Origin of the sequence: Moraxella bovoculi, from assembly GCF_000988745.2 — a bacterium.
Classification (GTDB): domain Bacteria; phylum Pseudomonadota; class Gammaproteobacteria; order Pseudomonadales; family Moraxellaceae; genus Moraxella; species Moraxella bovoculi.
In genome coordinates, this window is record NZ_CP011381.2 from 1,204,757 (window position 1) to 1,231,155 (window position 26,399).

Genomic DNA, 26,399 nt, shown 5'->3' on the forward strand with positions numbered 1-26,399 from the left:
TTTTTGTTAATTCTATATAAATCAGCTATTTGATGCTGCACTTTTTTGTTCTTGTAATAACTTAGACAGCCCTTCAACGCCTTGAATATGAACCGTACGGTTCGGAAATGGAATGTCCACACCGGATTCATCAAAGGCATATTTCACTTTCTCAAGCAAATCGCACTGCACATCAAACCAATCATCATTCTCTGTCCATACATATAAGGTTAAATCAACCGAGCTTTCAGAAAGTGCCGTCACGCGCACATTTGGCGCCGGATGCTTTAAAATTTTATCATGGCGCGACGCCACCGACAGCATCGCCTCGCGCGCCTTTTGGATATCGCTGTGATAGCCAATACCCACCAACACATCAACACGGCGCTTCGGCAATGAGGTGTAGTTAGTGCTTGAATTCGTCATGATGTCGCCATTTGGGATGATGATCTCATGATTGGCAGGCGTTCTGATGCGTGTATTAACCAGAGTGATGTCGATCACCGTACCCGTCTGACCTCCTACCTCTACATAATCTCCGCGTCCAAAAGGTCGAAAAATAACAATCATCACACCCGCTGCTAGGTTTGACAACTGATCCTTTAAGGACATACCAATCGCTACCGCTGCCGCACCCAGCACCGCGACGAACGAGTTGGTATTAATACCAAGCTTATTCAGTGCCGCCAATAGCACCGCAACGATCATCAGGCCATACAGAAGGTTATTAAGAAAATTCACCACCGTCTGATCAAGTCGGCTACGCTCCAGCATGCGGTTAATCACCGTCAGCACTCGCTTGCCCACCCATTTACCCACAAAGAAGATAAGCAGCGCCAACAAGATATTAATGCCAAGCTCAACCCCATCATGAATCAATGTATGTATATCAATGGGCACACCCAAGAATTCAAGGGCGTGATTGGTGGTACCCTCCAGTCCCTCAACCGTTGCAGTGGTAACTTCCTTGGCAACTTCTTTGGTGTTTTTGGTGGCTAGTTTTACCCCTTCTGCAGCCTTAATCACCGCCTCCGGTGTGACTGGTTCTTTTAGTGTTGTCATGATTAATTATTGATCCAATACAGTTATTATCAAAAGTCGTATTTTACCCCAATCCACACAAAAAATCATCTCAATCATCGCCCATCCAATAAAAAAGCCGCCTCCACTTTGGCAGCTTTGTATTAATCAGTTCCAAATAATCATGGTCTATATAATTTCACTACATTGCCCACGATAACGATGGCTGGCGCTAACAGTCCTGCCTGCTCATTTTTGATGATAATGTCATCCAGCTTCCCCGTCAGAACTTGCTGTGTTGGTAGGCTTGCATTTGAGACAATGGCAACGGGCGTATCAGCCGACAGCCCTGAGACGAGCAGACTATCTACAATCTTACCCAGCGCATGCAGACCCATATAGAACACCAAGGTTTCATCACTTTGATAGGCGCTTTTTAGACCATCAAAGGACTCACTGGTCTGATAGCACCCCGTCAAGAATCTTACCGACGTCGCCACCCCTCGATGCGTGAGCGGGATGCCTGCATAGCTGCCCACCGCCAACGCTGCCGTGATGCCACTCACCACCTGATACGGCACACCCGCTTCTTGACAAGCGATCATCTCTTCGCCTCCACGACCAAAAACAAAAGGATCGCCACCCTTTAGGCGCAGCACTCGCTTGCCTTGCTTGGCGTATTCTACGATTAGCTCATTGATTTGATCTTGAGTTTTGGCGTGGTCAGCGCGCTTCTTACCGACGAATATCTTATCACTGTCACGGCGACATAGATCCAAAATCTCATCAGACACCAATGCATCATACAGCACCACATCCGCCTGTTGCATGAGTCGTAGCGCCTTAAAGGTCAAAAGATCAGGATCGCCCGCACCTGCACCCACAATGTACACCTCACCCGCTTTGTCGTTATTTTTGACAAAATCATCCAATTCATCAGCCAGATGACCGACAATCTTATCCGCTAAGACTCTGTTAAACACCCCCTCCCAGAAATGACGACGCTCGGTAATTGTTGGTAGTTTATCCTTAACCGCCTGACGAAAATCCCCAGCAAGCTTGGCGATTCTACCGATACTAGATGGTATCTGACTTTCTATCTTAGCACGGATTAGTCTTGCCAAGACGGGTGCCTTACCATTACTAGACACGCCGATGACGATGGGATCTCTATCCACGATAGCTGGAAAAATAAAATCGCACAAATCCGGCATATCCACCACATTGATGGCGATGCCGCGCACCTTAGCATCTGCATGCACCTGCACATTCAGCGCATGATCATCAGTGGCGCAGATGATAAAGGCAGGCTTACCAATTCCATCCAAATCACTGCTCTCATAAGGCTTATGTATGATGGCATGATTATTATCCTTTAGGAATTTCAAAAACCCCTCATTAAAGCGCTTCGACAGCACCACAAGGCTCGCCCCTGCTTTATGCAAAAGACTGGCTTTTCTTTGGGCAACTTCACCGCCACCTATGATAAAAACTCTTTGATGGCTTAAATTAAAAAACAAAGGCAGTGTATTCATGACATTTCCACATTGATCATTGGATTATTGTAATTTTAGAAACAAAAATCCCCTCAAGCACGCCGATCATCATCAGCGCACCTGTCTTTATTGAAGTTTGGATTATTAATTAACGGAACATTGGCAGCGCATCAGAAGCCGTGCCTGCATGCGCGGTTTTTAGGTCGTGTAGTGTGGTTTTTAGGGTGGTTACAAGCTCTGGTCGCACCGCAAAAGCATTCGCACCTGACTTATAAAAATATGACGCCTGATCGAGCCCGAACTCGCCTGCGATGATGATCTCAGCATGTTCTCTTAGCTGTCGAAGCTGACGCACCAGGCTGAAAACTCTTCCATCCTTAAAGTCCGCCACATACACTACGAACAGGTTAATCAATGCCTCATCAAGTACAGATTCGATCTCTTTGATGGTATTATCCGCTGTAACGAGCAGTCCACGCGTATCACGAAAGTCTGTTGGCGTACTAAGCAGTGTGCTATTGCCATCACCGCGCTCATTGATCTTCCCCAGATCAAGACCTGCATAGTTTGGCTCATCCGCACTGCTTGAAATCAAGAAAAACTCAGCCGTGCTTTCATGAACATTGGCATGGCTATCTACACTGATGATCGTTGTCAAGACACTCATTTCAATCTCCTTTTGACTAAATTAAGCGTAAACTGCCGCCTTAAATGGCGCAATACCTACGCGCTCCACCACCTGAGCAAAGCTCTCTACATGTTCATCGGTGGTGATACGCTCATTTTGATACACCTTAGCAATGATGTCAATGGTATTCGCCACCTCATTTGCCGCCACCGCACGCCCAAGAATCTGACCCAGTTTGGCATCCTCTGATGAGCTACCTCCAAGGCTGATCTGATACCAGTGTTCGCCTTTTTTGTCCACGCCCAGAATGCCAATATCGCCCACATGATGGTGCGCGCAGGCGTTCATGCAGCCTGACATGTTTAGGCGAATATCCCCAAGATCGTACAGATAGTCTAGGTCTTGGAATTGCTCTTCGATGCTCTGAGCAATATTATGCGTGGTGGCATTTGCCAATGCGCAATAATCAAATCCTGGGCAGACCGTCATGTCAGTCAATGTGCCGATATTGGCGCGGGCCAGATGCAACTTGGACAGCTCTTGCCAAAGCGCATACAAATCAGCAATCTTAACATCGCCCAGCACCAGATTCTGATGGTGTGTGGCACGAATCTCACCCAAACTATAAGCATCCGCCAGATCCGCCAAAGCGAACATCTGATCATCCGTCATGTCGCCTGATGGAACGTACTTACCATTGATGATACCCGACTTTAACGAGATCACCACCGCACGGTAGCCAGCCACTTTATGAGCCACGGTATTGTGCTCATACCAATTTTTAAAATTATCATCAACCAGATATTCTTGAAGCTGATTTTGCGCTGCCAGCGGGTCAATTTTCTCATATGACGGTGCGGTAAAATAACTCTCCGCCTTGGTAAAGTGCGCATCCGTCAAGGTAAGGTCGCCATCTTTTAGGTGCTGCCATTCATCAGCGACTTTTTGGGCGAATACTTCTTTACCTAGACTCTCCACCAAGATTTTGATGCGCGCTTTATATTTATTATCGCGACGACCTTCTAAATTGTAGACTCTCAAGATCGCATCAAGATAGCTTAGCAGATGCTCGCGCGGCAAGAACTCATTAATTACCTTACCAATAATAGGTGTACGCCCAAGACCGCCGCCCACGATGACCTCAAAGCCAATTTGACCGTCTTTTTTGATGACGTGCAGACCAATGTCATGCACCTGCGTCGCAGCGCGGTCAGCCTTAGTGCCGATGACTGCAATTTTAAATTTGCGCGGCAAATAAGCAAACTCAGGGTGAAACGTACTCCACTGTCTAATGATTTCACAATACGGTCTTGGATCGACCACTTCTTCGCTGTGAATGCCAGCGTACGGATCGGTTGTGGTATTGCGGATACAGTTGCCTGATGTTTGAATGGCATGCATCTGATGACTGGCAAGCTTCGCCAGAATGTCGGGCACTTCTTCAAGCTTTACCCAATTTAACTGCAAATTGGTACGCGTGGTAAAGTGCGCATACCCTCTGTCAAAGTCACGCGCAATCTCAGCCAAAACACGCAGCTGATGGCTTGCCATCAGGCCATAAGGGATGGCGATGCGCAGCATGGGCGCATGACGCTGAATATAAAGTCCGTTTTGCAAGCGCAAGGGCAAAAACTGCTCTTCTGGCAACTCTCCTGCCAAAAAACGCTGCGTCTGATCTCGAAACTGCTCAACTCGTTCATTAACGATTTTTTGATCGGTGTAAGAATATTGATACATGATAATTTCCTTTGGCGGTCGGCTTAGGCGTCATGGCGACTTTAGGATTGTCATGTTAAGCATTTCACGCCAAAATTTAAAATTCAAAAACGGCATATAGATAGCAAATATGAGCATAATCAACCATCCTCATATCAAACTTTTCATTAAATCCAAGCATCAGCCATTCTATCACTCAACAAATAAAACCCAGAAAACAAACTTTTAAAGGAAATCAAAGAAAAAATACATACTCATTATAGTCATTGTATGTAATTTTTATATACATCTTTAGCCTGTGTGAATACCTTACCAGCTTTAAAATAATTTTAAGTAATGACTTCATTCCACCTGACAAACCAAAAGTTAAGTAAAATTTTATTAGTATTTAAAATGATGGATAAACACATTATTTGATTTGTGGTTTTGTTAGTTTGTGGTAGAATAAGCGCATTTTCTCACGCCCAAAAATATTAGGGAAAATACACGTTTTATATGGAAAAATAATCAAATTTATTTTTCCATATAAAACGTCTTTTTATCTACTTTCGATAATCTGCTATGACAACTTCACAAACCTCACAAACCTCTGATAAAGCCCAAAAACTCACTTGGAAAGCCTTCGGGCCCGGTATTCTTATGGCGTCCGCCGCCATTGGCGGGTCGCACCTTGTATCGTCCACCCAAGCTGGGGCGTTGTATGGTTGGCAACTTGCCATTATGATCGTGCTTGCCAACTTTTTTAAATACCCTTTTTACCGCTTTGGCACAGAATACGCCTACAAAACAGGCGACAGTCTCGTGGCAGGTTACGCCAAAAAATCCAAAGCCTACCTTTGGGCATTTTTTGGCTTATCTGTCGTGTCAGGCGTGATTACCACGGGGGCAGTCGCTCTGCTCTGTGCGACCATTTTGGGCTTTATTCTGCCTTTTGAGCTAAATCCACTTATCCTGTCCATCATTGTAATGACCATCTCATGGGGACTACTCATTGCAGGGCATTATAAGGTTTTGGACAATATCTCAAAGTGGATTATTCTGGCATTGACGGTTGCCACCATTTTGGCGGTTATCATCGCAGGTATGTCGCCAAAAGAAGTCGCTCCTGATTTTGTACCGATGTCGCCTTGGAACTTGGCATCTTTGGGCTTTATCATCGCTCTTATGGGTTGGATGCCTGCTCCGCTTGAATTTTCGGTCATTACATCTGTGTGGACTGCCAAGAAAATCCGCACCGACCGCACAAGCCATTTTCAAGGCGTGGTAGATTTTAACGTGGGCTATTTTACATCGGCGATTTTGGCATTATTTTTCTTGACGCTTGGCGTGTTTGTACAGTACGGCACGGGCGAAGAGATTGCCACCAAAGGCGGAGCTTACATCGGTCAGCTTGTAGAGATGTACACAGAGACCATTGGCAATTGGTCAAAAATTCTCGTGGCATTCATCGCTTTTTTGTGTATGTTTGGCACGGTCATCACGAGTGCGGACGGCTATGGGCGTACCAATGCCGAGAGTCTGTCGCTCATCAAAACAGGCACAACCGAGCTTACCGAAAAATACGTCATGCGTTGGACGACCGCTATGGTCATTGGTGGATTTATCTTAATCAATGTGTTTGCAGGACAAATGGCAAGCCTACTCAAATTTGCGATGATTAGTTCCTTTGTCTCCGCTCCGATTTTTGCCTACCTTAATTACTCGTTGGCAAAATCTGAAAACCTACTCACCCCAAAAATGAATATTTATGCCCTACTTGGCATTGCCTTTTTGGCAGGATTTGCAGGCGCGTTTTTATTGCAGTTTTTTGGGATTATTGGATAAAAACAAAAACATCAAAAAAAGGGCGACAACAATCGCCCTTTATTTTTGCAAATACCCCACTCTATTCCGTGCCAAACTCTTTACGCTTATTGGCAAAAAATCTATCCAACCTATCCATCGCATCTTCCAAATCTATCAAATTGGGCAGAAATACGACCCTAAAATGGTCTGGCTTATCCCAATTAAAGCCCGTACCCTGCACCATTAAGACTTTTTCTTGAATCAATAAATCCATCATGAATTTCATGTCATTTTGGATGGGATAGACATCAAGGTCAATCTTGGCAAAACAGTAAAACGCCCCTTGCGGCTTGGTGCAGCTAATGCCCTTAATAGCATTTAGGCGAGAGACCGCCATCTCACGCTGTTTGTACAGTCGTCCTGTCGGTGCGGTCAGAGCTTGCATGGACTGATAACCACCCATTGCCGTCTGTATGGCGTACTGAGCAGGCACGTTGGCACACAGTCGCATACTGGCGAGCATGGTCAAGCCTTCTATAAAGTCGCCAGCATGGTCTTTTTTACCCGACAACATGACCCAGCCTGAGCGATAGCCTGCAATGCGGTGCGATTTTGACAAGCCATTAAAGGTCAAAACCAGCGTCTTATCAGTAATCGTACACATGGGCGTATGCACAGCATCATCATACAAAATACGGTCATAAATCTCGTCTGCCATAATAACCAAGCCATGTTTTACCGCCAAATCAGCAATTTTTTGCAAGATTTCCTTGCTATACAATGCTCCTGTGGGGTTGTTGGGGTTGATGATGACAATGGCTTTGGTTTTGTCGGTGATTTTACTCTCAATATCCGCCAAATCAGGGTGCCAGTTGTCTTCTTCCACACAGCGATAATGCACCGCCCTGCCCCCTGCTAGGTTGGCGGACGCTGTCCACAGCGGATAATCAGGCATGGGAATAAGCACTTCATCGCCGTCATCAAGCAGGGATTGCAAGGTCATGACGATAAGCTCCGACACGCCATTGCCGATATACACATCATTGACATCAGTCGCTGACAGCAGTCCTTTGGCTTGATAATATTGCAAAATCGCCTTACGAGCCGAAAAAATCCCCTTAGAATCGGAGTATCCAGACGCATTTTGCAAGTTCATCGCCACGTCTTGCACAATCTCATCAGGGGGCAGCAGTCTAAACGGTTCAGGATTGCCAATATTGAGCTTGATGATACGCTGACCTTCGGCTTCCATGCGGTTGGCGGTTTGCAAAAGTTCGCCACGAATGTCATAGCAGACGTTGGAAAGTTTGGCAGATTTTTTTAAAGGCTTCATGAGGGATACCTTGTGAGAATGATTGTGTGAATTTGGTAAATTATCTTGTAAATCAATCTCTTGACTGGCATTATTGACGGTTGGATTCGTCGATACATTGCCTGTCAAAAGATAGTTTTCGGTCGTGCCTAGCACTTGGGCGACTGTGGGGAGCTTGCTACTTGTGATACCATTTTTGTCGCATTCCCAATTGGCAATCGCTCCACGACTGACGGAAGCACCGTGGGCGTTTAGCTTATCGGCTAGGGCTTGAGCGGATAATCCTAAAGATTTGCGGAGCTGTTTTAGGCGTTCGCCTTGCGTGGTGGGCGTATTTGGTGGATGGGTGTCTTTGGTCATCGCGGTCATTGCAAGTAAAAGTTGCAATTATCATACAAGGCTTCGAATGGTTTTGCAAGAGAATTTTAAAGGCGTGAATTTAACAAGCGCTATTCTGATTGAACTTCACCCCACCCACACAAATTTAGATAAATTAGATTTGCCTCATGCTTGTATTTGTACCAAACCCACCCCATTCAATATTAAGATTAAAAACTCAAACTCTGACCTACTTATAAGGAAAATCCATGCTCTTACCCGACCATAGCCTTAGCCCCGATGAAATTGCCCAATTAACTGAACAAGATTGGCAAAATCGCCTAACCGCTGACGAATATTATGTCTTACGCCAAAAAGGCACCGAGCGACCTTTTACAGGCTTATATACCGATGTGTTTGAAACTGGTGTGTATCGTTGTAAGGGCTGTCATGCCAAGCTCTTTGACAGCGATAGCAAATACCACTCAGGTTGTGGCTGGCCCAGCTTTGATAAGACAATTAACGACAACGTGCTGACTGAGACGCTGGATTTATCTCACGGCATGAGACGTATTGAAGTTACTTGCAGCAACTGCGGTGGGCATTTGGGACACGTTTTTCCTGATGGTCCAAGAGAGACGACAGGCATGAGATATTGCATCAACTCCATCGCCATTGATTTTGAACCCAATTAACCCCAATCACTTGCAATCAGCTTGGAGATTTTTATGTCTAGCATCTATGAATTTAGCGCCAATGATTTGACTGGTAATGTCGTACATTTTAAGGGTTTTGCAGGTAAGGTTTTGCTTATCGTCAATACTGCAAGCAAATGCGGCTTTACACCGCAATTTGCAGGCTTGCAAGAATTGCACACCAAATACCACGATAAGGGCTTAGTCGTGATCGGCTTTCCTTGCAATCAATTCGGCGCACAGGAGCCTCACGAAGGCGCAGAGATTGGCGAGTTCTGTCAAAAGAACTACGGCGTGGACTTTTTAATGATGGATAAAGTAGATGTGAACGGCGATCACGCCCATCCAATTTTTGATTTTCTAAAGCATGAGCAAGGTGGCATCTTAACCGATGCGATCAAGTGGAATTTTACCAAATTCTTGGTTGGTCGTGACGGTAAAGTGCTGGATCGTTACGCACCGACCACCAAGCCACAAGACTTAGAAAAAGACATCGAGGCAGCTTTGGCGTAGTTGTATTTTTTAAAATTATTTTAAAATCAATATTTTACATAAAATTTTAAAATTTTTTGAAAAAAGTATTTGACACCCTGTCAAAAATCTATATAATACGCACCACAACGAACGAACACGGTAACGGCAAGTTACTTAGTTCGAAAGTTAAAAGAACATGGGCGGTTAGCTCAGTTGGTAGAGCGTCTGCCTTACAAGCAGAGGGTCAGCGGTTCGAATCCGTTACCGCCCACCATGTTCGCAGCGGTAGTTCAGTTGGTTAGAATACCGGCCTGTCACGCCGGGGGTCGCGGGTTCGAGTCCCGTCCGCTGCGCCATTATTCAAGAAACTCCAAATCTTCGGATTTGGGGTTTTTTATTATTTAACGCTTCCTTTTGCTCGTTATTGAGCTTACCAATTATGCTATAATACCATTTTTTCAGCCATCTATTAAGACAGCTAACATGAGTGTTCAAACCTTTAATCCCAAAAACCCCAATCCCAATCTTAGTCCCAGCGAAGTTGGCTATCATCATAAAGCCAACCACAACCAAAACCGCACCCTAGAAGAGTCGGCAAGTCTGATGCAGATTGCCAAGCCTAGTGGCGGTTTATCCAGTGAAATTGTCAAAACGCCCAAAGTCGGGTTTGTATCCTTAGGTTGCCCCAAGGCACTGGTGGACAGTGAGCGGATTATTACCGAACTTACTCGTGAGGGCTACCAAGTCGCCAAGGATTATGACGGGGCGGATCTTGTGGTGGTAAACACCTGCGGATTTATTGAATCTGCCGTCCAAGAAAGCCTTGATGCCATTGGCGAGGCAATCGCCAAAAACGGCAAGGTCATCGTAACAGGCTGTTTGGGTAAAGATGCCGAACGCATTCGCACCATGCACCCTGCCGTATTGGCGGTAACAGGGGCTCATGCCTATGATGAAGTGGTCAAAGCGGTAACGCACCATGTGCCAAAACCTGACAAATCAAAGACTTATGACCCCAAAATAGACCTTATCAATGACGCAGGCGTGAAGCTGACCCCTGCCCATTATGCGTATGTCAAAATCAGTGAAGGCTGTAATCATCGCTGTACTTTTTGTATCATTCCGTCCTTGCGTGGCGACTTGGTGTCTCGCACCATTGACAGCGTGATGAATGAAGCTGTTGCCCTAAAAAAAGCAGGGGTCAAAGAGCTACTTATCATCAGCCAAGACACGTCCGCTTATGGCGTGGATTTAAAATATAAAATGGCATTTTGGCAAGGCGAACCGATAAAGACCAAGTTTTTTGATATGTGTCAAGCCTTAGCACGCTTAGGCATTTGGGTGCGTTTGCATTATGTGTACCCTTATCCGCACGTGGATAATGTGGTACAAATCATGGCGGACAGCATGAAAGCCAGTGGTGGTAAGGGTGGGCTTTTGCCATATCTTGACATTCCCTTTCAGCACGCAAGCACCAGTGTATTAAAGGCGATGAAACGCCCTGCCATGAGCGAAAATACCTTGGAGCGACTTGCCAAATGGCGGGAGATTTGCCCCGAGATTGTCATTCGCTCTACCTTTGTGGTGGGCTTTCCAGGGGAGACCGAAGAAGATTTTGAGTACCTACTTGACTGGTTAAAACAAGCACGCCTTGACCGTGTGGGCTGTTTTACTTATTCAGAGGTTGACGGGGCGGTGGCGAATGATTTGCCAAACCCTGTGCCAGAGTCTGTTAAGCAAGAGCGTTACGAGCGGTTTATGGCGGTCGCCCAACAAATCAGCGAAGAAAAATTGCAAGAAAAAGTCGGGCAAACGTTGGTGGTATTGGTAGATGAAATTGATACAGAAGAAAATATCGCCATTTGCCGTAGCTATGCTGATGCCCCAGAGATTGACGGTCATGTCTATGTGGATAATATTGATGGGCGTGTTAAAGTTGGCGAATTTTTAACCGTTACCATTGATGAAGCCAGTGAGTATGATTTGTTTGCCAGTTTTAAATAATAAAATAAGCCCTAAATACTATTTTAGGGCTTATTTTTATTGCTTGTATTTATCAAAATACGCAAGCAAAGACTTTGGGTGTATCAACTCAATTTAAATCAAAAATCCTGCACCACATAAATAAAAAATGGTAAAATAATTCAATTTATCGATATATTAGCAAGGAACACTCTCATGGTACTCATGATTGACAATTTTTGCAGTTTTACTTATAACATCGTACAGTATTTTGGAGAATTACAACAAGACATCAAGGTATTTCGTAACAACGAAATTACCCTGGATGAGATTCGCGCACTGTCACCCAAGGCCATTATCTTAGGCCCTGGTCCTTGTAGCCCAACCGAGGCAGGTGTGACATTGCCGATTTTGGCTGAATTTAGCGGTCAGATCCCGATCCTAGGTGTCTGCCTAGGTCATCAAGCGATCGGGCAGGCTTTTGGCGGTGATGTGGTTCGCGCAGGTGAGGTCATGCATGGCAGATTATCACCCATTCATCATCATGATCAGGGAGTGTTTAGCGATCTACCAAGCCCATTTGATGCCACGCGCTACCACTCACTTGTCATCGACAGAAACACCCTGCCCGACTGCCTAGAGATCACCGCATGGACTCAGAATCCTGATGGCTCAATGGAAGAGATCATGGGTGTTCGTCATAAGACATTAGATGTAGAAGGTGTTCAATTCCACCCAGAATCTATCCTAAGCGAGCACGGTTATCAGCTGTTTAATAATTTTTTGGTACGCTGCGGCCTTGCCAAGCTAAGCAACGACAACCTACCACAAGTCGCCTAAGCCATAGACAATGGATACAGTAAGGATGGGTAATGATTAACTTAAATAATATTAATACGCTTAGCGATGATGAGATCGGTCAATTTTTAAGCCGAACGTTAAATACATTATTACAGGGTGAAAATCTAGACAGCGACACCATGCAGGGCGTAATGCTTGCCATCATGCATGGACGTTGCCCAGATGCACTGATGGGTGCCATCTTGGTGGCGCTACGCACCAAGGGCGAGAGCATTGATGAGATTACCGCTGCCGCCTCCGTGATGAGGCAACTGGCACATAACATCACATTAGATGATCTGACAAATGTGGTCGATATCGTGGGAACAGGTGGCGATGGCGCCAATCTATTTAACGTATCAACAGCAGCCGCGTTCGTGGTATCCGCCAGTGGCGCTAAGGTCGCCAAGCACGGCAATCGCGGCGTCTCCACCAAGTCAGGCTCATCAGACCTACTACAAACGCTTGGCGTACGTCTCGACCTGACCAATGACGAGGTCATTCGCTGCATTCAAGAACAGCAATTAGGATTCTTATTCGCGCCCAACCATCATAAAGCCATGCGTCATGCCGTTGGTGTCCGCCAGCAGCTAAAAGCTCGTACGATCTTCAACGTCTTAGGCCCATTAACCAACCCTGCTGGTGTGGTTAATTCGGTCATCGGTGTATTTGATCAGTCTCTATGCGAACCGCTTGCCCACGTTCTAAAGAACCTTGGCTCAAAGCACGCAATTGTTGTGCATTCAGCCGATGGATTAGACGAATTTAGCTTGGCGGACGATAGTTTTGTGAGCGAACTAAAAGATGGCGTGGTTAGTAGCAATACCATCAGCCCTAGAGATGTTGGCATTGAACCACAAAGCCTTGACGGGCTAGGCGTATCATCTTCCAAAGACAGCCTAGAGCTCATCACCGCCGCCCTATCAGGGGCAAGCGATGATCAGCGCATCAAAAAAGCCCAAGATATCATTGCACTAAATGCAGGCGCAGCCATCTATGTCTCAGGCAAGGCAGACACCCTACAATCAGGCGTACAGATTGCCAAAGATACCATCGGCAGCGGCGCAGCATTAACCAAAATGCGTGAATTTGCCAAGCTTACCCAATCTTTATAATCTTATAAACCCATACATCAGGAATAATCATGACAAGTTCGAGTACGCCAAGCATCCTCCAAAAAATCGTTACCACCAAGCATGAAGAAATCGCCGCTGCCAAGGCTTTGGTGAGCCAAGATGAACTCATCAGTCTTATTCGCCTTAATAACGACAAGCCAAGAGGCTTTGCCAATGCCCTACGCGCTGTCAATACTACAGAAGGTAAGATTGGCGTCATCAGCGAAATCAAACAAGCCAGCCCATCAAAGGGCATCATCTGTCAGAATTTCAATGCTGTCGATGCCGCCAAAGGCTATGAACAAGCAGGTGCAACATGCCTATCTGTACTGACCGATCGACAGTATTTTAAAGGTCATGATCACTACATGATCAAAGCCAGAAATGTCACAAACTTACCCGTCCTGCGTAAAGATTTTATGGTGGATGAATACCATATCTACGAAAGCCGCGCCTTAGGCGCTGACTGCATTCTGCTGATCATGGCATGCCTAGATGACGAGACGGTTGCTCATCTACACAAGATCGCCATTGATCTGGGTATGGATGTACTGATTGAGATTCACACTCAGCAAGAGCTAGAACGCGCACTTAAATTGCCCAGATCTACCCACAACATTTATGGTATCAACAACCGCGATCTGAATACTTTTAAGGTGGATTTGGCGCATAGCATTCGTCTGTGCGAGCAGCTTTTTGCTACATTAGGTGGTGATGCTCTCGTGGTCAGCGAAAGCGGCATCAACGATGCCAATGACATTCATCTGATGCAAAAGAACAACATTCATCATTTCTTGATTGGTGAACAGTTCATGAAGACAGATGATGTTGGCGCAGCATTGGCAGAGCTACTAAAAAGCATTTAACGCATTAATGATTTAACCCGCCCAACAAAAAAAGCGAATGACTCGTCATTCGCTTTTTTGTTGGGCGGGTTAATTTAATAAATCAGGAAAGATCGTTCTAAGTCCACTCACCAAGATCTCAACCGCCACTGCCGCAAGCAGCATACCCATGATACGACTTAGAATATTCAGCCCTGTATCACCCAAGAATCGACTGATACGCCCTGCAGCCATCAAAGACAGATAACAGAACATGCTAATGCACAGCCCTGCCGCCAAGATCGTACCAACCTCAAAAGCGCCATTGACTTGGCTGCTATAAATGATCACTGTCGAAATGCCGCCAGGGCCAATCATCATGGGGATGGCCAAAGGTACGACCGCCGAGGCTGTCAGCGATGAATTCACCTCAACTTCATCCTCATTGGGTTTGACGGGATTGCCGCCGCCATTCATCATATTAATGGCAATCAAGAATACTAAGACACCGCCAGCTACTTGGAACGACCCCACCGAGATGCCTAATAACTTCAGCAAATTCTCGCCAAGCAATGTAAAAAAACAAATCGTAATCAATACGGTCAAGCAGGCGATCTGCGCAACTCGTTTGCGATCCTGTGTGGTGCAGCCATTCGTGATGCTTAAGAATAGCCCAAGCGCGCTAAATGGATTGATCAGCACCACGAATGCCAGAATAATTTTAATGAGTTCGGTGTCCATAATACCCTATTCGGTGATTATTTATGTGGCTATTTACATCATGAAAAAAAACTAGATATTGTAGCACAATCACACCCAAAATCTTACCAAAATCCGTGTTTTTGTGCTAAAATTCTGCAAAATTTTTAATCACATATTCATCATTTTGTCTTATGAACAGCGATTTCAAGAACCATCACGCCATCGTATTATTCTCAGGCGGTCTAGACTCCACCACCTGCCTATACTGGGCACGAGCTAACTTTAAAGACATCACCGCCATCAGCTTTCGTTATGGTCAGCGCCACTCCAGCGAACTGATCGCCGCCACCAAAATCACCAAACAGCTCGGCGTCTCACATCGCATCATCGACATCGATATCGCTCAACTTGGCGGATCAGCCCTGACCGATCAAAACATCGATGTGCCTAACTATGACGCTGCATCAGATGCCGTGCCTGTGACCTATGTTCCTGCGCGTAACACCATATTCTTATCATACGCATTGGCAGCCGCCGAGGTCATGCAGGCTAATTATATCGTGATCGGTGTGAGTTCTGTCGATTTCTCAGGCTATCCTGATTGCCGCCCTGACTTTATCGAAGCCTTTGAGAACCTTGCCAATCTGGCCACTGTTGCAGGGCGTGCAGGCAATCGGCTGTCTGTCGTCGCGCCGCTACAGAATCTATCCAAGGCCCAGACCTTAGAGCTTGGTCTATCTTTGGGTGTGGACTATGGCGAGACGGTGTCCTGCTATCAAGCAGACAGCGATGGGCGCGCTTGCGGTGTGTGTGATAGCTGTGCACTGCGTCGCCAGGGATTCATCGATGCAGGCGTACCTGACCCAACTCGTTATCAGAATGCATAACATCCCTTAGAATGACAAATCATCTCGATTTGTCATTTTTTATTTGCATTTTCTCATGCAGTGTAATAAAATACCGACCAGTTGGTTTTTTATTTGAGACATTTGTTATATGCAATTACCCACCGCTTACGCCCTACTTGCTCTCGCCATCATCAGCGAAGTGACGGGTTCGACTTTTTTGGCAAAATCTGATGGATTTAGCAAACTCATCCCTACCAGCATTACGCTCGTTTGTTTTGCCATCGCTTTTTATCTACTTTCTCATGTCGTCAAGGTCATCCCTCTTGGCATGACTTATGCCATCTGGTCGGGTGTGGGTATTGTGCTAACTGCTTTGATAGGTATGTTCGTATTGAACCAACCTCTAGACATCCCCGCCATGATAGGCATCGGCTTTATCATAGTCGGCGTGATTATCATGAACATCTTTTCAACCTCTGCCGCCCATTAATAAAATAAAGAAAACTCATGGAAAATCAATCACTTGAATTATTCAACGAAAGCCAAAGCAAGCCAAAACGCAAAAACAACCCCGAGCTTCTACGTCACAGTATCCTAATCGCCGCCAAAGACCTTATGCTGCAAGATGGTATCGCCAATCTGTCCATGCAAAAAGTCGCTGATGCGGCAGGCACGAGTAAAGGCGGGCTTTTTCATCACTTTAAAAACAAAGACGAGCTGATCTTATCGGTGCTCGAGCTGTTCATCGCACAGGTGAACACCGCCATAATGCAGCACATTAATGAGCTGGGCGAAGTTAAAGGCGTGTTCACGCGCGCTTATGTAAGCGTGTTTTTTGAGAATACCAAGATTGGGTTGTCAAGTGACTGGTCAGGGTTGATTCGCGCGATGAATGCCGAGAGCAAACTTACCGCGTTGTGGGATTCATGGCTTCATCATAAGGTGGGTAGCTTTAGTCACACCGACAGTGACATTCGACTGACCGCCATACGTTACGCGGTTGATGGTGCGTGGTTAAACAACATTGATATAAAGGAATTGCCCGCTATTCGCGATTATCTGATGACACTGATTGACGACATTGTGCGCTAACCAATAAAAAAACACCACCTAATCAAGCGGTGTTTTTATTGTAAATCAATGGTCTAATTAAATCGCATAACCCAGCGCATAGAACGCCACCAACGCCACAGCGATGATAACTGTACCGATGTTAAGCTTCTTAAACTCACCAGAGATCAGGCGACCTAATACCAACGCAGCAAAGCCCAACATGATGCCTGTTACGATGTTGGCAGTCAATACGATGAACACCGCACACACCAGACCACTCATCGCACCCACAAAGTCATCAAAATCAAGCTTTGAGACATTGCTTAGCATCAACAGACCCACATACATCAAGGCAGGCGCGGTCGCATAACCAGGCACTAAGAACGCCAATGGCTGGAAGAACAGCATGAGCAAGAATAACACACCCACCACGATCGCGGTCAGACCTGTCTTACCGCCAACCGCCGTGCCCGCTGCTGATTCGATATACACCGCTGCAGGCGCCGCACCGAACAGACCAGAGAACACGCTAGAGACTGAGTCAGCTGTCAATGCCTTGCCGCCGCCGATGATCTGACCGTCTTTATCGATCAGTCCAGCTTGCCCTGCTACTGCACGGATCGTACCAGTCGCATCGAACACCGCCGTCATCACCAGAGCAAATACCGCTGGCAATACCGCTGCATTTAACGCGCCCATGATGTCAAGGTTTAGGAACAGTGATTCACCTGTAACAGTTGGTAGCTTAAAGACTGAACCGCCAAATTTCACATTCGGGTCAAAAATCAGACCAACCACCGTAATGGCAATGATCACCCATAGAATACTGCCTTTTACCTGCTTACGCTCAAGGCCGATGATCGCAGCCAATCCAACCAAAGACATTACCACAGGAAAAGAAGTAAATTCGCCCATTTTTACAGGCAGACCAGCATCATTCTTGATGACCAGACCCACACCGTTGGCAGCGATCAGCAGTAGAAACAGACCAATACCGATACCTGCGCCATGCGCAATTGAAATTGGCAGGTTACGCAGAATCCACGCACGAATGCCCGTCACAGAGATAAGCGTGAACACCACACCCATCAAGAAAATCGCACCCAACGCCACAGGTACGCTGATGCCTTGACCTAATACAAGGCTAAACGCCGTAAACGCCGTCAAGCTAATCGCACAACCGATCGCCATCGGTACATTCGCCCACAGACCGATTAAGATTGAGCCTAGGCCCGCCACCAAACAAGTCGCAATAAAGACCGACTCGGCAGGAAATCCTGCGTCGCTTAACATATTCGGCACGACGATCAACGAATACACCATCGCCAAGAATGTCGTCAAGCCAGCGATGACTTCTTGACGCACAGAAGAGCCACGCTCCTCAATTTTTAGATAAGAAAGCAAAGACATAAAACGCCTATCAAGTTGCTAAGAATAATTTTAGGGTGCTAATTTTACTTCATAGACACATTTTTTACAATTTTTAACGAATAAATTTACAAAATTCTATGGTTCATTTGGTCGAAATTTTGACAAATATTGGGTAAAATGGTCGTACTTTTAGATAATTTTAAAACAATATGAAAAACACTCAAGAAACCATCGCATTACCTGACTTTGATGTGACACTCATGCAGAATGACACTCAAAGCTCTGTCAATCTTAGCACTCTCATCCAAGACAGCGGTCGCGGATTGGTGCTATACTTTTATCCCAAGGATAACACCCAAGGCTGCTCGTTGCAGGCGGTTGATTTTAGCCACTTAAAAGAACAATTTGGGAACAAAGGCTATCAAATCATTGGTGTGTCTCGCGATGGCGTCAAGTCACATCAGAGCTTCATCACCAAAAAATCCCTCGACATCCCGCTTATCAGCGACCCTGATGAGAAGCTTTGCCAGTATTTTGACGTCATCAAAGAAAAAATGATGTATGGCAAAACGCATCTTGGCGTGGTGCGCTCAACTTTCGTCTTTGATAACAGTGGACAAATGACGGCAAGCTATCGCAATGTAAAAGCCAAAGAACACGCCAAAAAGCTACTTGAGACCCTATAAAATCTCATGAAAGTTATGCACTTATCATCATCGCTAAAGCATGATGAAACCGAACGTGGCATCTATGCCATCACCCACGCTCTCATGCGCGCAGGTCATGAATCGATCGTCATCGGTGCAGCTCACGAAGAAGAAGAGCTGGTGACGCGCCTTATGCGTGATGACACTGTGTATTATCAATTGCCCATGCCAAAAAAATCTTGGTGGGCGCTAAAAAACGTCCTAAAACTTCGCCGAATCATCCAAGCGCACGAGCCTGACATCATTCATGTGCATTCGCGCACGCCTGCATGGGTGCTACATTGGGCGCTGCATCGCACCCCAAAGCAAAAACGCCCAAAAATTGTCGCGACGATGTATGGTTTTTATCCGATGAATTCTTATGCGCGCGCACTTTTTTATTCTGACGTGATCATCACCGCCTCCAGAAGCATCGACAAATACCTACGCACCAAGCTCGCCCAAAAAAAAGAAGAGCTCAACATCGAAGAACACCCCTTTGGCATCGTGTGCGTGCGACGCGGCGTGGACATTCGCACTTATCCGTATCGCCATCACGCATCCGTGTATTGGCTGCATAATATTTTTACTGAATACCCAGAGCTTGAACACAAAAAATGGTTGCTATTCCCCACGCCTGTCGGTGCAGAATACGGACAAGAATGGCTGGTTGATATCCTAGGCAACCTACAAGAAAAATTCCCTGATATTCACGCCATCATCGCAGAAGATAATGAGACCAATTTATTCGACCAAGACGTCGCACACGAAGAATTCATCCAACGACTGCACGCCTTAGGTCTTAACGACAAAGTGACATTCATCGGGCGCAGACCACCCGACATGAAAGAATGGCTATCGTCAGCGAATGTCGTGCTTGCGCTGGCTAATCGCCCAGAGAGTATTGGCATTACCGCCCTACAGGCCATTCACCTTGGTACGCCGGTCATCGGCTGGGCAAAAGGAGCATTTGCTGACATTCTAAGCGCATTGTATCCACAAGGTCTAGTTAAAGAAGAGACTGCCGTCGCACTCTGCAAAGCCGTCAAATCACACCTTCAGAACGGCTTGCGCCCCGCCATGACCCACGAATATACCATCGATCAAATGACGGCGGAGACTTTGGCAGTCTATCAGTCGCTCATGCCTGACTGCAAGCTCGTCAAGACCGATCGCCATGATAACCTTGTGTGCATTCGGGCAAATGAATAATACCGACTTAATCAAACTCGCGTCTCGATTACGCTTTAGATAGCGCAATACATAATACACAATACACACTAACTTTGATTTCATCCGCAATCAAAAACACCGCTAAATTAGCGGTGTTATTAAAAAAACACCCAGCTTGGGTAACTGGGTGTGTGGGTAAATAGCATCCATCGCCGATGACTCATCCTTTGGCAGCCATGCCTCATACCTCTATCCTAATGTGCGCATTATATTATCAAAAATTTGTCTATACCATCAGCCATTACCGCCACATCCTGTAAGCCATTTCTTACAAGGTTTAAGCCGCTTTTAATAATTTAGCCATTCAGCTATTTAATAATAAGTGCAGAAAAGCTTATTTTCTTGAGGATATTTGCCCAAAAAAGCTTGATTTTTTATTCATAACAGTGCATAGTTATACGCTTAATTTGAATGGCGCTTGTTTTGCGACATTCATCCGTTTTTATTCATTCTAAGGTGGACACAATGGCAGAAAAATTGGTCGTAGGCTTGGTTGGTTGGCGTGGCATGGTTGGCTCTGTGCTGATGGCTCGCATGGTTGAAGAAGGTGATTTTAATCACATCACGCCTGTTTTTTTCTCAACCAGCAATGCAGGTGGCAAAGCGCCTGACTTCGGCGTAGATGCAGGCACCCTAAAAGACGCATATGACATCAACGAACTTGCCAAATGTGACGCCATCATCACCTGTCAAGGCGGCGACTACACCAAAGAAGTGCACGGCAAATTGCGCACATCTGGCTGGAATGGCTACTGGATCGATGCAGCCAGCTCGCTTCGCATGGACGACAACGCCGTCATCATCCTAGATCCTGTTAACCGCAACGTCATCGACGACGCCATCGCTAATGGCAAAAAAGACTTCATCGGCGGCAACTGTACCGTTAGCCTAATGCTGATGGCGATTGGTGAACTATTTCGTCGCGGTTGGGTAGAATGGGTATCTGCCATGACTTATCAAGCCGCTTCTGGCGCGGGTGCTAACAACATGCGCGAGCTTATCTCTGGCATGGGTGTATTACGCGACAGCGTGGCAGACAAGCTTGCTGACCCTGCCTCTGCCATCCTTGAAATCGATAAAACCATCGCCAACACTCAGCGCTCTGACACCTTCCCAAAACAACACTTCGGCGCTGTATTGGCAGGCAGTCTCATTCCTTATATCGATAGCCAACTTGACAACGGTCAATCTCGTGAAGAATGGAAAGGTCAAGCTGAGACCAATAAGATCCTAGGTAACACAGATTCTGACATCATTAACATCGATGGCATCTGTGTCCGCATCGGTGCAATGCGTTGTCACAGCCAAGCATTAACCATCAAGCTAACCAAAGATATCCCTCTTGCCGAGATCGAAGAAGCACTACGCCAAAGTGACAATCCTTGGCTAGATGTGGTTGAAAATGACAAACCTGCCAGCATGGAGCGACTCACGCCTGTGGCAGTAACAGGTACGCTGAATGTGGCTGTAGGTCGTCTTCGTAAGATGAACATGGGCGGCGAATACCTGACAGCCTTCACGGTGGGCGATCAGCTACTGTGGGGTGCTGCTGAGCCGCTACGTCGCATGCTTGCCATTATCCAAGGCCGCATCTAACACTCAAGAAGCCAAAAGCCATCAAAAAGCACGCAACATGAGCGTGCTTTTTGTGTTATGATACACCAAATTTTTATATTTACCACTCATGACAGACATCACCCACATCATCTATGCAGGCGGAACATTCGGTAGTCATGGTACGCCATTATCACCCTTGCCTGCCGATGTTTTTTTACCGACATTAAAACTAACATTGTCAGAACGATTGCCAAACATCGCAACCGACATCCTCTCCAATGCACTTATTAAGGACAGCAGCACCCTAACTCCTGCTGACTTTGTGACCTTGTACGGTACGATTTTGAAGGCATATGATGCGGGCGCGAGACGTTTTGTACTTATTACAGGAACTGACAGCTTAAGCTTTTTGGCGGCATTTTTGTCGAATGCCTTTAAAGGTAGTGACATCAGCCTTGTAATTACAGGCAGTATGCAGCCATTATTCATCGCTGAAAGTCCCAGTCATACCATCAATGATGACAGCGATGCATGGGTCAATCTTCGTGATGCCATCATCGCTACGACCGAACATAAAGGCGTGGCGGTACAGTTTTATCACAAACTTATGAATGCCAAAGACACCCAAAAAATCAACAGCCAACATCATGATGCCTTCGTGGGCGAGTTAGCATCAAAACAAAATACCGACCAGACGGAATGTTTTGATGCTAAAGACGCATTGGGTAATTTACCCATCCTGACGGACAACGCCAAAAACACTCAAATCACTGCCATTTATTGCCTACCTAATGATGTGGCGAACCTTGAACATCAGCTCAGTCAGTTAAGTGTACATACTCGAGCGGTCATCTTAATTGGGTTTGGTGCAGGCAATGTACCATCATCTGACAAGCTCATCACCGAGCTTCAGAGGCTACTAGCCAAGCAAATCCCCGTTATCTGCACTACCATGTGTACTTTTGGCGGTACCAGCGCAGATTATGCGGCAGGCGCTTGGCAGTACCAGTATGGCGTATTCTCAAGCTCGCTTGGGATCGCTGGCATCTACGGGCAAACTCTTTGGCAAATCCTACAACCAAACTCATAAACCATGAACGACCTAAGCACACAAACCTACGCCATCGGTGTTGAATTTATTGGTACAAATTATCGAGGCTGGCAGCGACAGCAGGAAGTTGATAGCATTCAGGCACGCCTTGAGTCTGCGCTATCCACCATCGCTAATGAGCCCATCGAGGTGATCGCTGCAGGGCGCACTGATGCAGGGGTGCATGCGGGCAATATGATCGCGCATTTTACCACCGCTGCCAAGCGCACAGAATATAACTGGATGCGCGGCGCAAACACCCTGCTGCCAGACGACATTGCCCTGCGCTGGATTACGCCGATGCCCTCTGATTTTCATGCGCGCTTTGGGGCGATTGCACGTCGTTATCGTTATGTCACACTAAATCAGCCCTATCGCCCTGCCATTCTACGCCATCAAGTAACACATGTCTTTGAGCTACTCGATAACGATAAGATGATACGAGCAAGCTCCCTTTTGGTCGGTACACATGATTTTAGTAGCTTTCGTGCAGCGGCTTGCCAGTCTAATCAGCCTGTACGCAATGTCTCACACGCCAATCTGTTTCAGCATGGGGCGTATCTGGTGCTAGACATTCAGGCGGATGGTTTTTTGCATCACATGGTGCGTAACATCATGGGCACGCTGTTCGCCATCGGCAAAGGCGAGCTTGAGATTGATGACATCACAAGGCTTATCGAAGCCAAAGATCGCACATTAGCACCACCAACCGCGTCGGCAGACGGTCTATATTTTATTAACGCATATTATCCTGATCGGTTTCAGACTCTGCTGCCAAACGTGCCTCTAACCCCGCTTTGGCTTGGGCTGCCCGATTAAACCAGCAAAAAATCCCGACAAATGACGGGATTTTTTAGATCCATGTGATATGAAATTAATCATATTCGATGATAACTTTCATGGCTCCGGTTTGGTCAGCGTGCTTGAAGACATCATACGCTTTTTTCCGTCTCTGAGAATTTGAAATGATGGGTGGCCAGTTTATCCATCGGTAGCTTACTGCATTCGCATGATTTTAGTAGCATGCCTGTGGTATTGGCATTCACAAGACCTGTGGTGATTTTAAGGTTCTTAATCCACAGCTTCTCAAGCGCAAAGCTCACAGGCTGACCATGCACGCCGACGTTGGCGATGTTACCACCTTCTTTGACAGACTGCTGGCAGATGTCCCAAGTCGCAGGAATGCCCACCGCTTCCATCGCACAGTCCAAACCGCGACCGTCAGTAATCTCAAGGATGCGAGCCACTGCGTCTTCTTTACCTGAATTAATGGTGTGTGTCGCGCCCATTTCTTTTGCCATGCGCAGACGATTATCATCCAGATCGACCAAGATGATGGTGGCTGGCGAATAGAACTGTGCTGTTAGTAGACAGCCCATACCCACAGGGCCAGCACCAACGATTGCGATGGCGTCGCCTGGCTTGACATCGCCGTATTGTACACCGATTTCGTGCCCTGTTGGCAGTGTATCTGATAAGAACACCGCCACGCCAGTGTTCATATTATCAGGCAGATGATACAGTGAATTATCAGCAAATGGCGTACGCACGTATTCAGCCTGAGTACCGTCAATCATGTAGCCCATAATCCAGCCGCCGCCCTAACGACAGTGCGCATAAAGCTGCTTTTGGCAGTTCTCGCATGAACCGCAGCGAGATACACACGAGACGATGACTTTATCGCCTTTTGTGAAATTTTTAACCGCAGAGCCTACTTCCTCGACAATACCAACACCTTCATGACCAAGGATTCGCCCATTCCACTCGCCTGTCTTGTCGCGAGCAGCCGCCTCAATCTCAGGGTTTTTGCCCTTCTAGATGCCCAAGTTCGTACCACAAATGGTGGTCTTCATCATGCGAATGATGGCATCGGTAGGGTAGATGATGGTTGGGACGGGACGATCTTCAAAACGAATGTCGTTCTCACCGTAGTAGGTCATGGCTTTCATGGTAGTCATAAGTCACTCCTTTGTAGGTCAAAAATTAACAACTTATGTCATTGCCATAACGAAATATTAGGTCGGCGTAAAGTTAAAGTTTTACGAAAATATCAATAAAATCATTATGTTACATCATAATTAATGTGTCAATCTACAACCTTGATTATTATCCATATACTTTTAAATAAGCCTACATTAAATCAGGAGTGTCTTCGCACTTTATTTCAATACCTCAGCGTGCCACTCCATTGCGACAGTCAGCCCATTGACATCACTTAGCGAACCATATTTAGGCTGAATAATCATCTGTCCATGATGCATCATTCCATACTTGCCGTCTTTTATGATTTCATAATAAAAATCATCATGCGGCAATAGATGATCATACTCCATCGGCAAAATAACACGATATAGACGATCTATCACACCCCATTTCTCACCATTTGACACACCAAACTCATCCTTGCCCAGCCGACGGATCTTAAGATACTCTGGTGCGATCAGCACATCACCTGTGACATCTACCAAGCCATGTTTCACGCCTTGATAAGATATCGAAACACCATCTTCAATACAGCCCACCCAGTCATAATCCCCCAAGGGTGGTCTATCACAAGCCCATGTCGAGGTCACCAGCACACCAGACATCATCAAAAAAGCCAAAAATCTCATGCCATCCACCTGCCGATAACTTTATGTCATATTAATACACCCTGTCGCAAAAACAGCAAAAAACATAGCTTTTGATAAAAATATCGGCTATAATATCGCTTTCATTTTTTAACTTATTTGACTTATGGCAAAAAAAGACGACATCATTGAATTTGAAGGCGAAGTCATTGACACGCTACCAAATACCCTATTTAAAGTCCGCCTTGACAACGGACATGAAATCATCGCACACATCTCGGGCAAAATGCGCAAGCATTACATCCGTATCCTAACAGGTGATAAAGTCAAGGTTGAGATGACCCCTTATGATTTGTCAAAAGGTCGCATCACCTACCGTGGCAAATAATCATCTAAAACCCAAGTTTTTCTTGGGTTTTATTCTATGAGTAAGCCATTCACTCTGCTGATTCACGGGCTGCACATGAGCGGTCTGTATATGTATCCGTTGGCAAAAAAAATCTCTCAAGCAGGCTATCAGACTCACGCGCCTAGCTATCACAGCTTAACCAAATCCATCTCTGACCACAGTCAGATACTAAACGACTGGCTAATACAAAACCACCCAAATGATCGACCACTGAATCTGGTCGGGCACAGTCTAGGTGGCTTGGTGATGCGTCATTTTTTGGCGAATTTTGGTGAGGATTGGCAGGTTCACCGCTGCGTCACACTAGGTACACCGCATCAAGGAAGCATCTGTGCCAATTATGCCAATCGACTCTTTCCGCCTTTGGTTCAAAAAGCCTACCCCTTGGCACTCGATGGCAGCTGTGCACCACTGCCTGATGACATCGAGCTAGGTGTCATCGCTGGCAACCGCCCGATCGGGCTTGGCATGCCAATTTTATCTTATCACAACAGAAGACATCGCCTAGATGCCAATGCCAGACAGCATGACGGTACTGTCTATTTGTCTGAGACCTACCTACCATCTGCTAAGGATCATCTAATTCTACCTGTGTCGCACACAGGGCTGATCACAGACAGAGCGACCGCGAGCCAAGTGATACATTTTCTAGAATTTGGTAAATTCTTAAAAAAATCCGTTTAAAAACCACCTTTTATGAAGGTGGTTTTGATTAA

At 46.1% G+C, this 26,399-nt stretch carries 28 protein-coding genes and 2 tRNA genes; 19 read left to right on the top strand and 11 right to left on the bottom strand.

The genetic code is table 11. From position 1 onward, the window contains the following. Positions 1-21: 21 nt before the first annotated feature. The 4 genes from AAX10_RS05410 to AAX10_RS05425 form a co-directional block, all read right to left on the bottom strand. Positions 22-1,041: a mechanosensitive ion channel family protein gene (locus tag AAX10_RS05410; RefSeq protein WP_080947063.1), complete on the bottom strand. Its 1,020-nt coding sequence runs from the start codon at positions 1,039-1,041 to the stop codon at positions 22-24. Positions 1,042-1,181: 140 nt separating this feature from the next. After that, positions 1,182-2,534, bottom strand: a complete 1,353-nt coding sequence (gene cysG, locus AAX10_RS05415; protein WP_046700068.1) for a siroheme synthase CysG — start codon at positions 2,532-2,534, stop codon at positions 1,182-1,184. A 109-nt stretch (positions 2,535-2,643) separates the two neighbouring features. Beyond that, the gene (locus tag AAX10_RS05420) at positions 2,644-3,162 is read right to left on the bottom strand and encodes a DUF934 domain-containing protein (protein WP_080947064.1); all 519 of its coding nucleotides are present in this window, start codon (positions 3,160-3,162) and stop codon (positions 2,644-2,646) included. Between the two features lie 21 nt (positions 3,163-3,183). Beyond that, positions 3,184-4,860 carry a nitrite/sulfite reductase gene (locus tag AAX10_RS05425; RefSeq protein ID WP_046700069.1) on the bottom strand — a complete coding sequence of 559 codons (1,677 nt, stop codon included), beginning with the start codon at positions 4,858-4,860 and terminating at the stop codon, positions 3,184-3,186. 540 nt (positions 4,861-5,400) lie between these two features. Between AAX10_RS05425 and AAX10_RS05430 the strand changes: the two genes are divergently transcribed. Continuing rightward, positions 5,401-6,663 (top strand): NRAMP family divalent metal transporter, encoded by a 1,263-nt coding sequence (locus AAX10_RS05430; protein ID WP_046700070.1) that lies wholly within the window; start codon positions 5,401-5,403, stop codon positions 6,661-6,663. A 61-nt stretch (positions 6,664-6,724) separates the two neighbouring features. On the opposite strand, the gene AAX10_RS05435 is transcribed toward AAX10_RS05430, so the two are convergent. Further along, positions 6,725-8,296: an aminotransferase class I/II-fold pyridoxal phosphate-dependent enzyme gene (locus AAX10_RS05435; protein WP_046700636.1), complete on the bottom strand. Its 1,572-nt coding sequence runs from the start codon at positions 8,294-8,296 to the stop codon at positions 6,725-6,727. A 227-nt stretch (positions 8,297-8,523) separates the two neighbouring features. On the opposite strand from AAX10_RS05435, the gene msrB reads away from it, so the two are divergent. The 8 genes from msrB to trpC all read left to right on the top strand — a co-directional run bounded on the left by msrB (position 8,524) and on the right by trpC (position 14,206). Further along, positions 8,524-8,949: a peptide-methionine (R)-S-oxide reductase MsrB gene (gene msrB, locus AAX10_RS05440; RefSeq protein ID WP_046698256.1), complete on the top strand. Its 426-nt coding sequence runs from the start codon at positions 8,524-8,526 to the stop codon at positions 8,947-8,949. A gap of 33 nt (positions 8,950-8,982) precedes the next feature. Then, positions 8,983-9,462 carry a glutathione peroxidase gene (locus AAX10_RS05445; RefSeq protein WP_046700071.1) on the top strand — a complete coding sequence of 160 codons (480 nt, stop codon included), beginning with the start codon at positions 8,983-8,985 and terminating at the stop codon, positions 9,460-9,462. Positions 9,463-9,621: 159 nt separating this feature from the next. Then, positions 9,622-9,697, top strand: a tRNA-Val gene (locus AAX10_RS05450). A 5-nt stretch (positions 9,698-9,702) separates the two neighbouring features. Beyond that, positions 9,703-9,779, top strand: a tRNA-Asp gene (locus tag AAX10_RS05455). A gap of 247 nt (positions 9,780-10,026) precedes the next feature. Continuing rightward, a complete protein-coding gene (gene rimO, locus AAX10_RS05460) occupies positions 10,027-11,427 on the top strand; it encodes a 30S ribosomal protein S12 methylthiotransferase RimO (RefSeq protein ID WP_046700637.1) in 1,401 nt (466 codons plus the stop codon). A 174-nt stretch (positions 11,428-11,601) separates the two neighbouring features. After that, a complete protein-coding gene (locus AAX10_RS05465; RefSeq protein ID WP_036362998.1) occupies positions 11,602-12,225 on the top strand; it encodes an anthranilate synthase component II in 624 nt (207 codons plus the stop codon). 32 nt (positions 12,226-12,257) lie between these two features. Beyond that, complete coding sequence (trpD, locus tag AAX10_RS05470; protein WP_046700072.1) at positions 12,258-13,340, top strand: anthranilate phosphoribosyltransferase; 1,083 nt, start codon at positions 12,258-12,260, stop codon at positions 13,338-13,340. 29 nt (positions 13,341-13,369) lie between these two features. Continuing rightward, a complete protein-coding gene (gene trpC, locus AAX10_RS05475; protein WP_046700073.1) occupies positions 13,370-14,206 on the top strand; it encodes an indole-3-glycerol phosphate synthase TrpC in 837 nt (278 codons plus the stop codon). 69 nt (positions 14,207-14,275) lie between these two features. Here the strand turns inward: trpC and AAX10_RS05480 are convergent, their stop codons facing one another. Beyond that, positions 14,276-14,905, bottom strand: coding sequence for a MarC family protein (locus AAX10_RS05480; RefSeq protein ID WP_036366849.1), 630 nt, complete (start codon positions 14,903-14,905; stop codon positions 14,276-14,278). Positions 14,906-15,057: 152 nt separating this feature from the next. On the opposite strand from AAX10_RS05480, the gene queC reads away from it, so the two are divergent. From queC to AAX10_RS05495, 3 genes are all read left to right on the top strand, one after another. Continuing rightward, the gene (gene queC, locus AAX10_RS05485; protein ID WP_046700074.1) at positions 15,058-15,753 is read left to right on the top strand and encodes a 7-cyano-7-deazaguanine synthase QueC; all 696 of its coding nucleotides are present in this window, start codon (positions 15,058-15,060) and stop codon (positions 15,751-15,753) included. A gap of 109 nt (positions 15,754-15,862) precedes the next feature. After that, positions 15,863-16,204, top strand: coding sequence for a DMT family transporter (locus AAX10_RS05490; protein ID WP_036366844.1), 342 nt, complete (start codon positions 15,863-15,865; stop codon positions 16,202-16,204). 17 nt (positions 16,205-16,221) lie between these two features. After that, positions 16,222-16,806 (top strand): TetR/AcrR family transcriptional regulator, encoded by a 585-nt coding sequence (locus AAX10_RS05495; protein WP_046700075.1) that lies wholly within the window; start codon positions 16,222-16,224, stop codon positions 16,804-16,806. Positions 16,807-16,863: 57 nt separating this feature from the next. On the opposite strand, the gene AAX10_RS05500 is transcribed toward AAX10_RS05495, so the two are convergent. Next, positions 16,864-18,177 carry an NCS2 family permease gene (locus tag AAX10_RS05500; protein WP_046700076.1) on the bottom strand — a complete coding sequence of 438 codons (1,314 nt, stop codon included), beginning with the start codon at positions 18,175-18,177 and terminating at the stop codon, positions 16,864-16,866. Positions 18,178-18,347: 170 nt separating this feature from the next. On the opposite strand from AAX10_RS05500, the gene AAX10_RS05505 reads away from it, so the two are divergent. The 5 genes from AAX10_RS05505 to truA all read left to right on the top strand — a co-directional run bounded on the left by AAX10_RS05505 (position 18,348) and on the right by truA (position 23,523). After that, positions 18,348-18,824, top strand: a complete 477-nt coding sequence (locus AAX10_RS05505) for a peroxiredoxin (RefSeq protein WP_046700077.1) — start codon at positions 18,348-18,350, stop codon at positions 18,822-18,824. Between the two features lie 6 nt (positions 18,825-18,830). Then, positions 18,831-20,036, top strand: a complete 1,206-nt coding sequence (locus AAX10_RS05510; protein ID WP_046700078.1) for a glycosyltransferase family 4 protein — start codon at positions 18,831-18,833, stop codon at positions 20,034-20,036. Between the two features lie 486 nt (positions 20,037-20,522). Then, positions 20,523-21,653, top strand: coding sequence for an aspartate-semialdehyde dehydrogenase (gene asd / locus AAX10_RS05515; RefSeq protein ID WP_046700079.1), 1,131 nt, complete (start codon positions 20,523-20,525; stop codon positions 21,651-21,653). An 88-nt stretch (positions 21,654-21,741) separates the two neighbouring features. Continuing rightward, positions 21,742-22,704 carry an asparaginase domain-containing protein gene (locus AAX10_RS05520; RefSeq protein ID WP_046700080.1) on the top strand — a complete coding sequence of 321 codons (963 nt, stop codon included), beginning with the start codon at positions 21,742-21,744 and terminating at the stop codon, positions 22,702-22,704. 3 nt (positions 22,705-22,707) lie between these two features. Continuing rightward, positions 22,708-23,523: a tRNA pseudouridine(38-40) synthase TruA gene (gene truA, locus AAX10_RS05525; protein ID WP_036366830.1), complete on the top strand. Its 816-nt coding sequence runs from the start codon at positions 22,708-22,710 to the stop codon at positions 23,521-23,523. A gap of 113 nt (positions 23,524-23,636) precedes the next feature. Here truA and AAX10_RS05530 read toward each other — a convergent pair whose 3' ends face one another. The 4 genes from AAX10_RS05530 to AAX10_RS05535 all read right to left on the bottom strand — a co-directional run bounded on the left by AAX10_RS05530 (position 23,637) and on the right by AAX10_RS05535 (position 25,316). Continuing rightward, positions 23,637-24,290 carry a zinc-binding dehydrogenase gene (locus AAX10_RS05530; RefSeq protein WP_302480336.1) on the bottom strand — a complete coding sequence of 218 codons (654 nt, stop codon included), beginning with the start codon at positions 24,288-24,290 and terminating at the stop codon, positions 23,637-23,639. Between the two features lie 15 nt (positions 24,291-24,305). Next, positions 24,306-24,500 carry an alcohol dehydrogenase catalytic domain-containing protein gene (locus AAX10_RS10550; protein ID WP_320056790.1) on the bottom strand — a complete coding sequence of 65 codons (195 nt, stop codon included), beginning with the start codon at positions 24,498-24,500 and terminating at the stop codon, positions 24,306-24,308. Between the two features lie 18 nt (positions 24,501-24,518). Further along, complete coding sequence (locus AAX10_RS10310; RefSeq protein WP_205625728.1) at positions 24,519-24,662, bottom strand: alanine acetyltransferase; 144 nt, start codon at positions 24,660-24,662, stop codon at positions 24,519-24,521. Between the two features lie 201 nt (positions 24,663-24,863). Beyond that, on the bottom strand, positions 24,864-25,316 hold the full coding sequence (locus AAX10_RS05535; protein ID WP_046700081.1) for a WG repeat-containing protein: 453 nt from the start codon (positions 25,314-25,316) through the stop codon (positions 24,864-24,866). A 124-nt stretch (positions 25,317-25,440) separates the two neighbouring features. On the opposite strand from AAX10_RS05535, the gene infA reads away from it, so the two are divergent. Both infA and AAX10_RS05545 read left to right on the top strand, forming a co-directional pair. Next, complete coding sequence (gene infA, locus AAX10_RS05540; RefSeq protein ID WP_029102801.1) at positions 25,441-25,662, top strand: translation initiation factor IF-1; 222 nt, start codon at positions 25,441-25,443, stop codon at positions 25,660-25,662. 36 nt (positions 25,663-25,698) lie between these two features. Beyond that, complete coding sequence (locus AAX10_RS05545; RefSeq protein ID WP_046700082.1) at positions 25,699-26,367, top strand: esterase/lipase family protein; 669 nt, start codon at positions 25,699-25,701, stop codon at positions 26,365-26,367. The last annotated feature ends 32 nt before the right edge of the window (positions 26,368-26,399 follow it).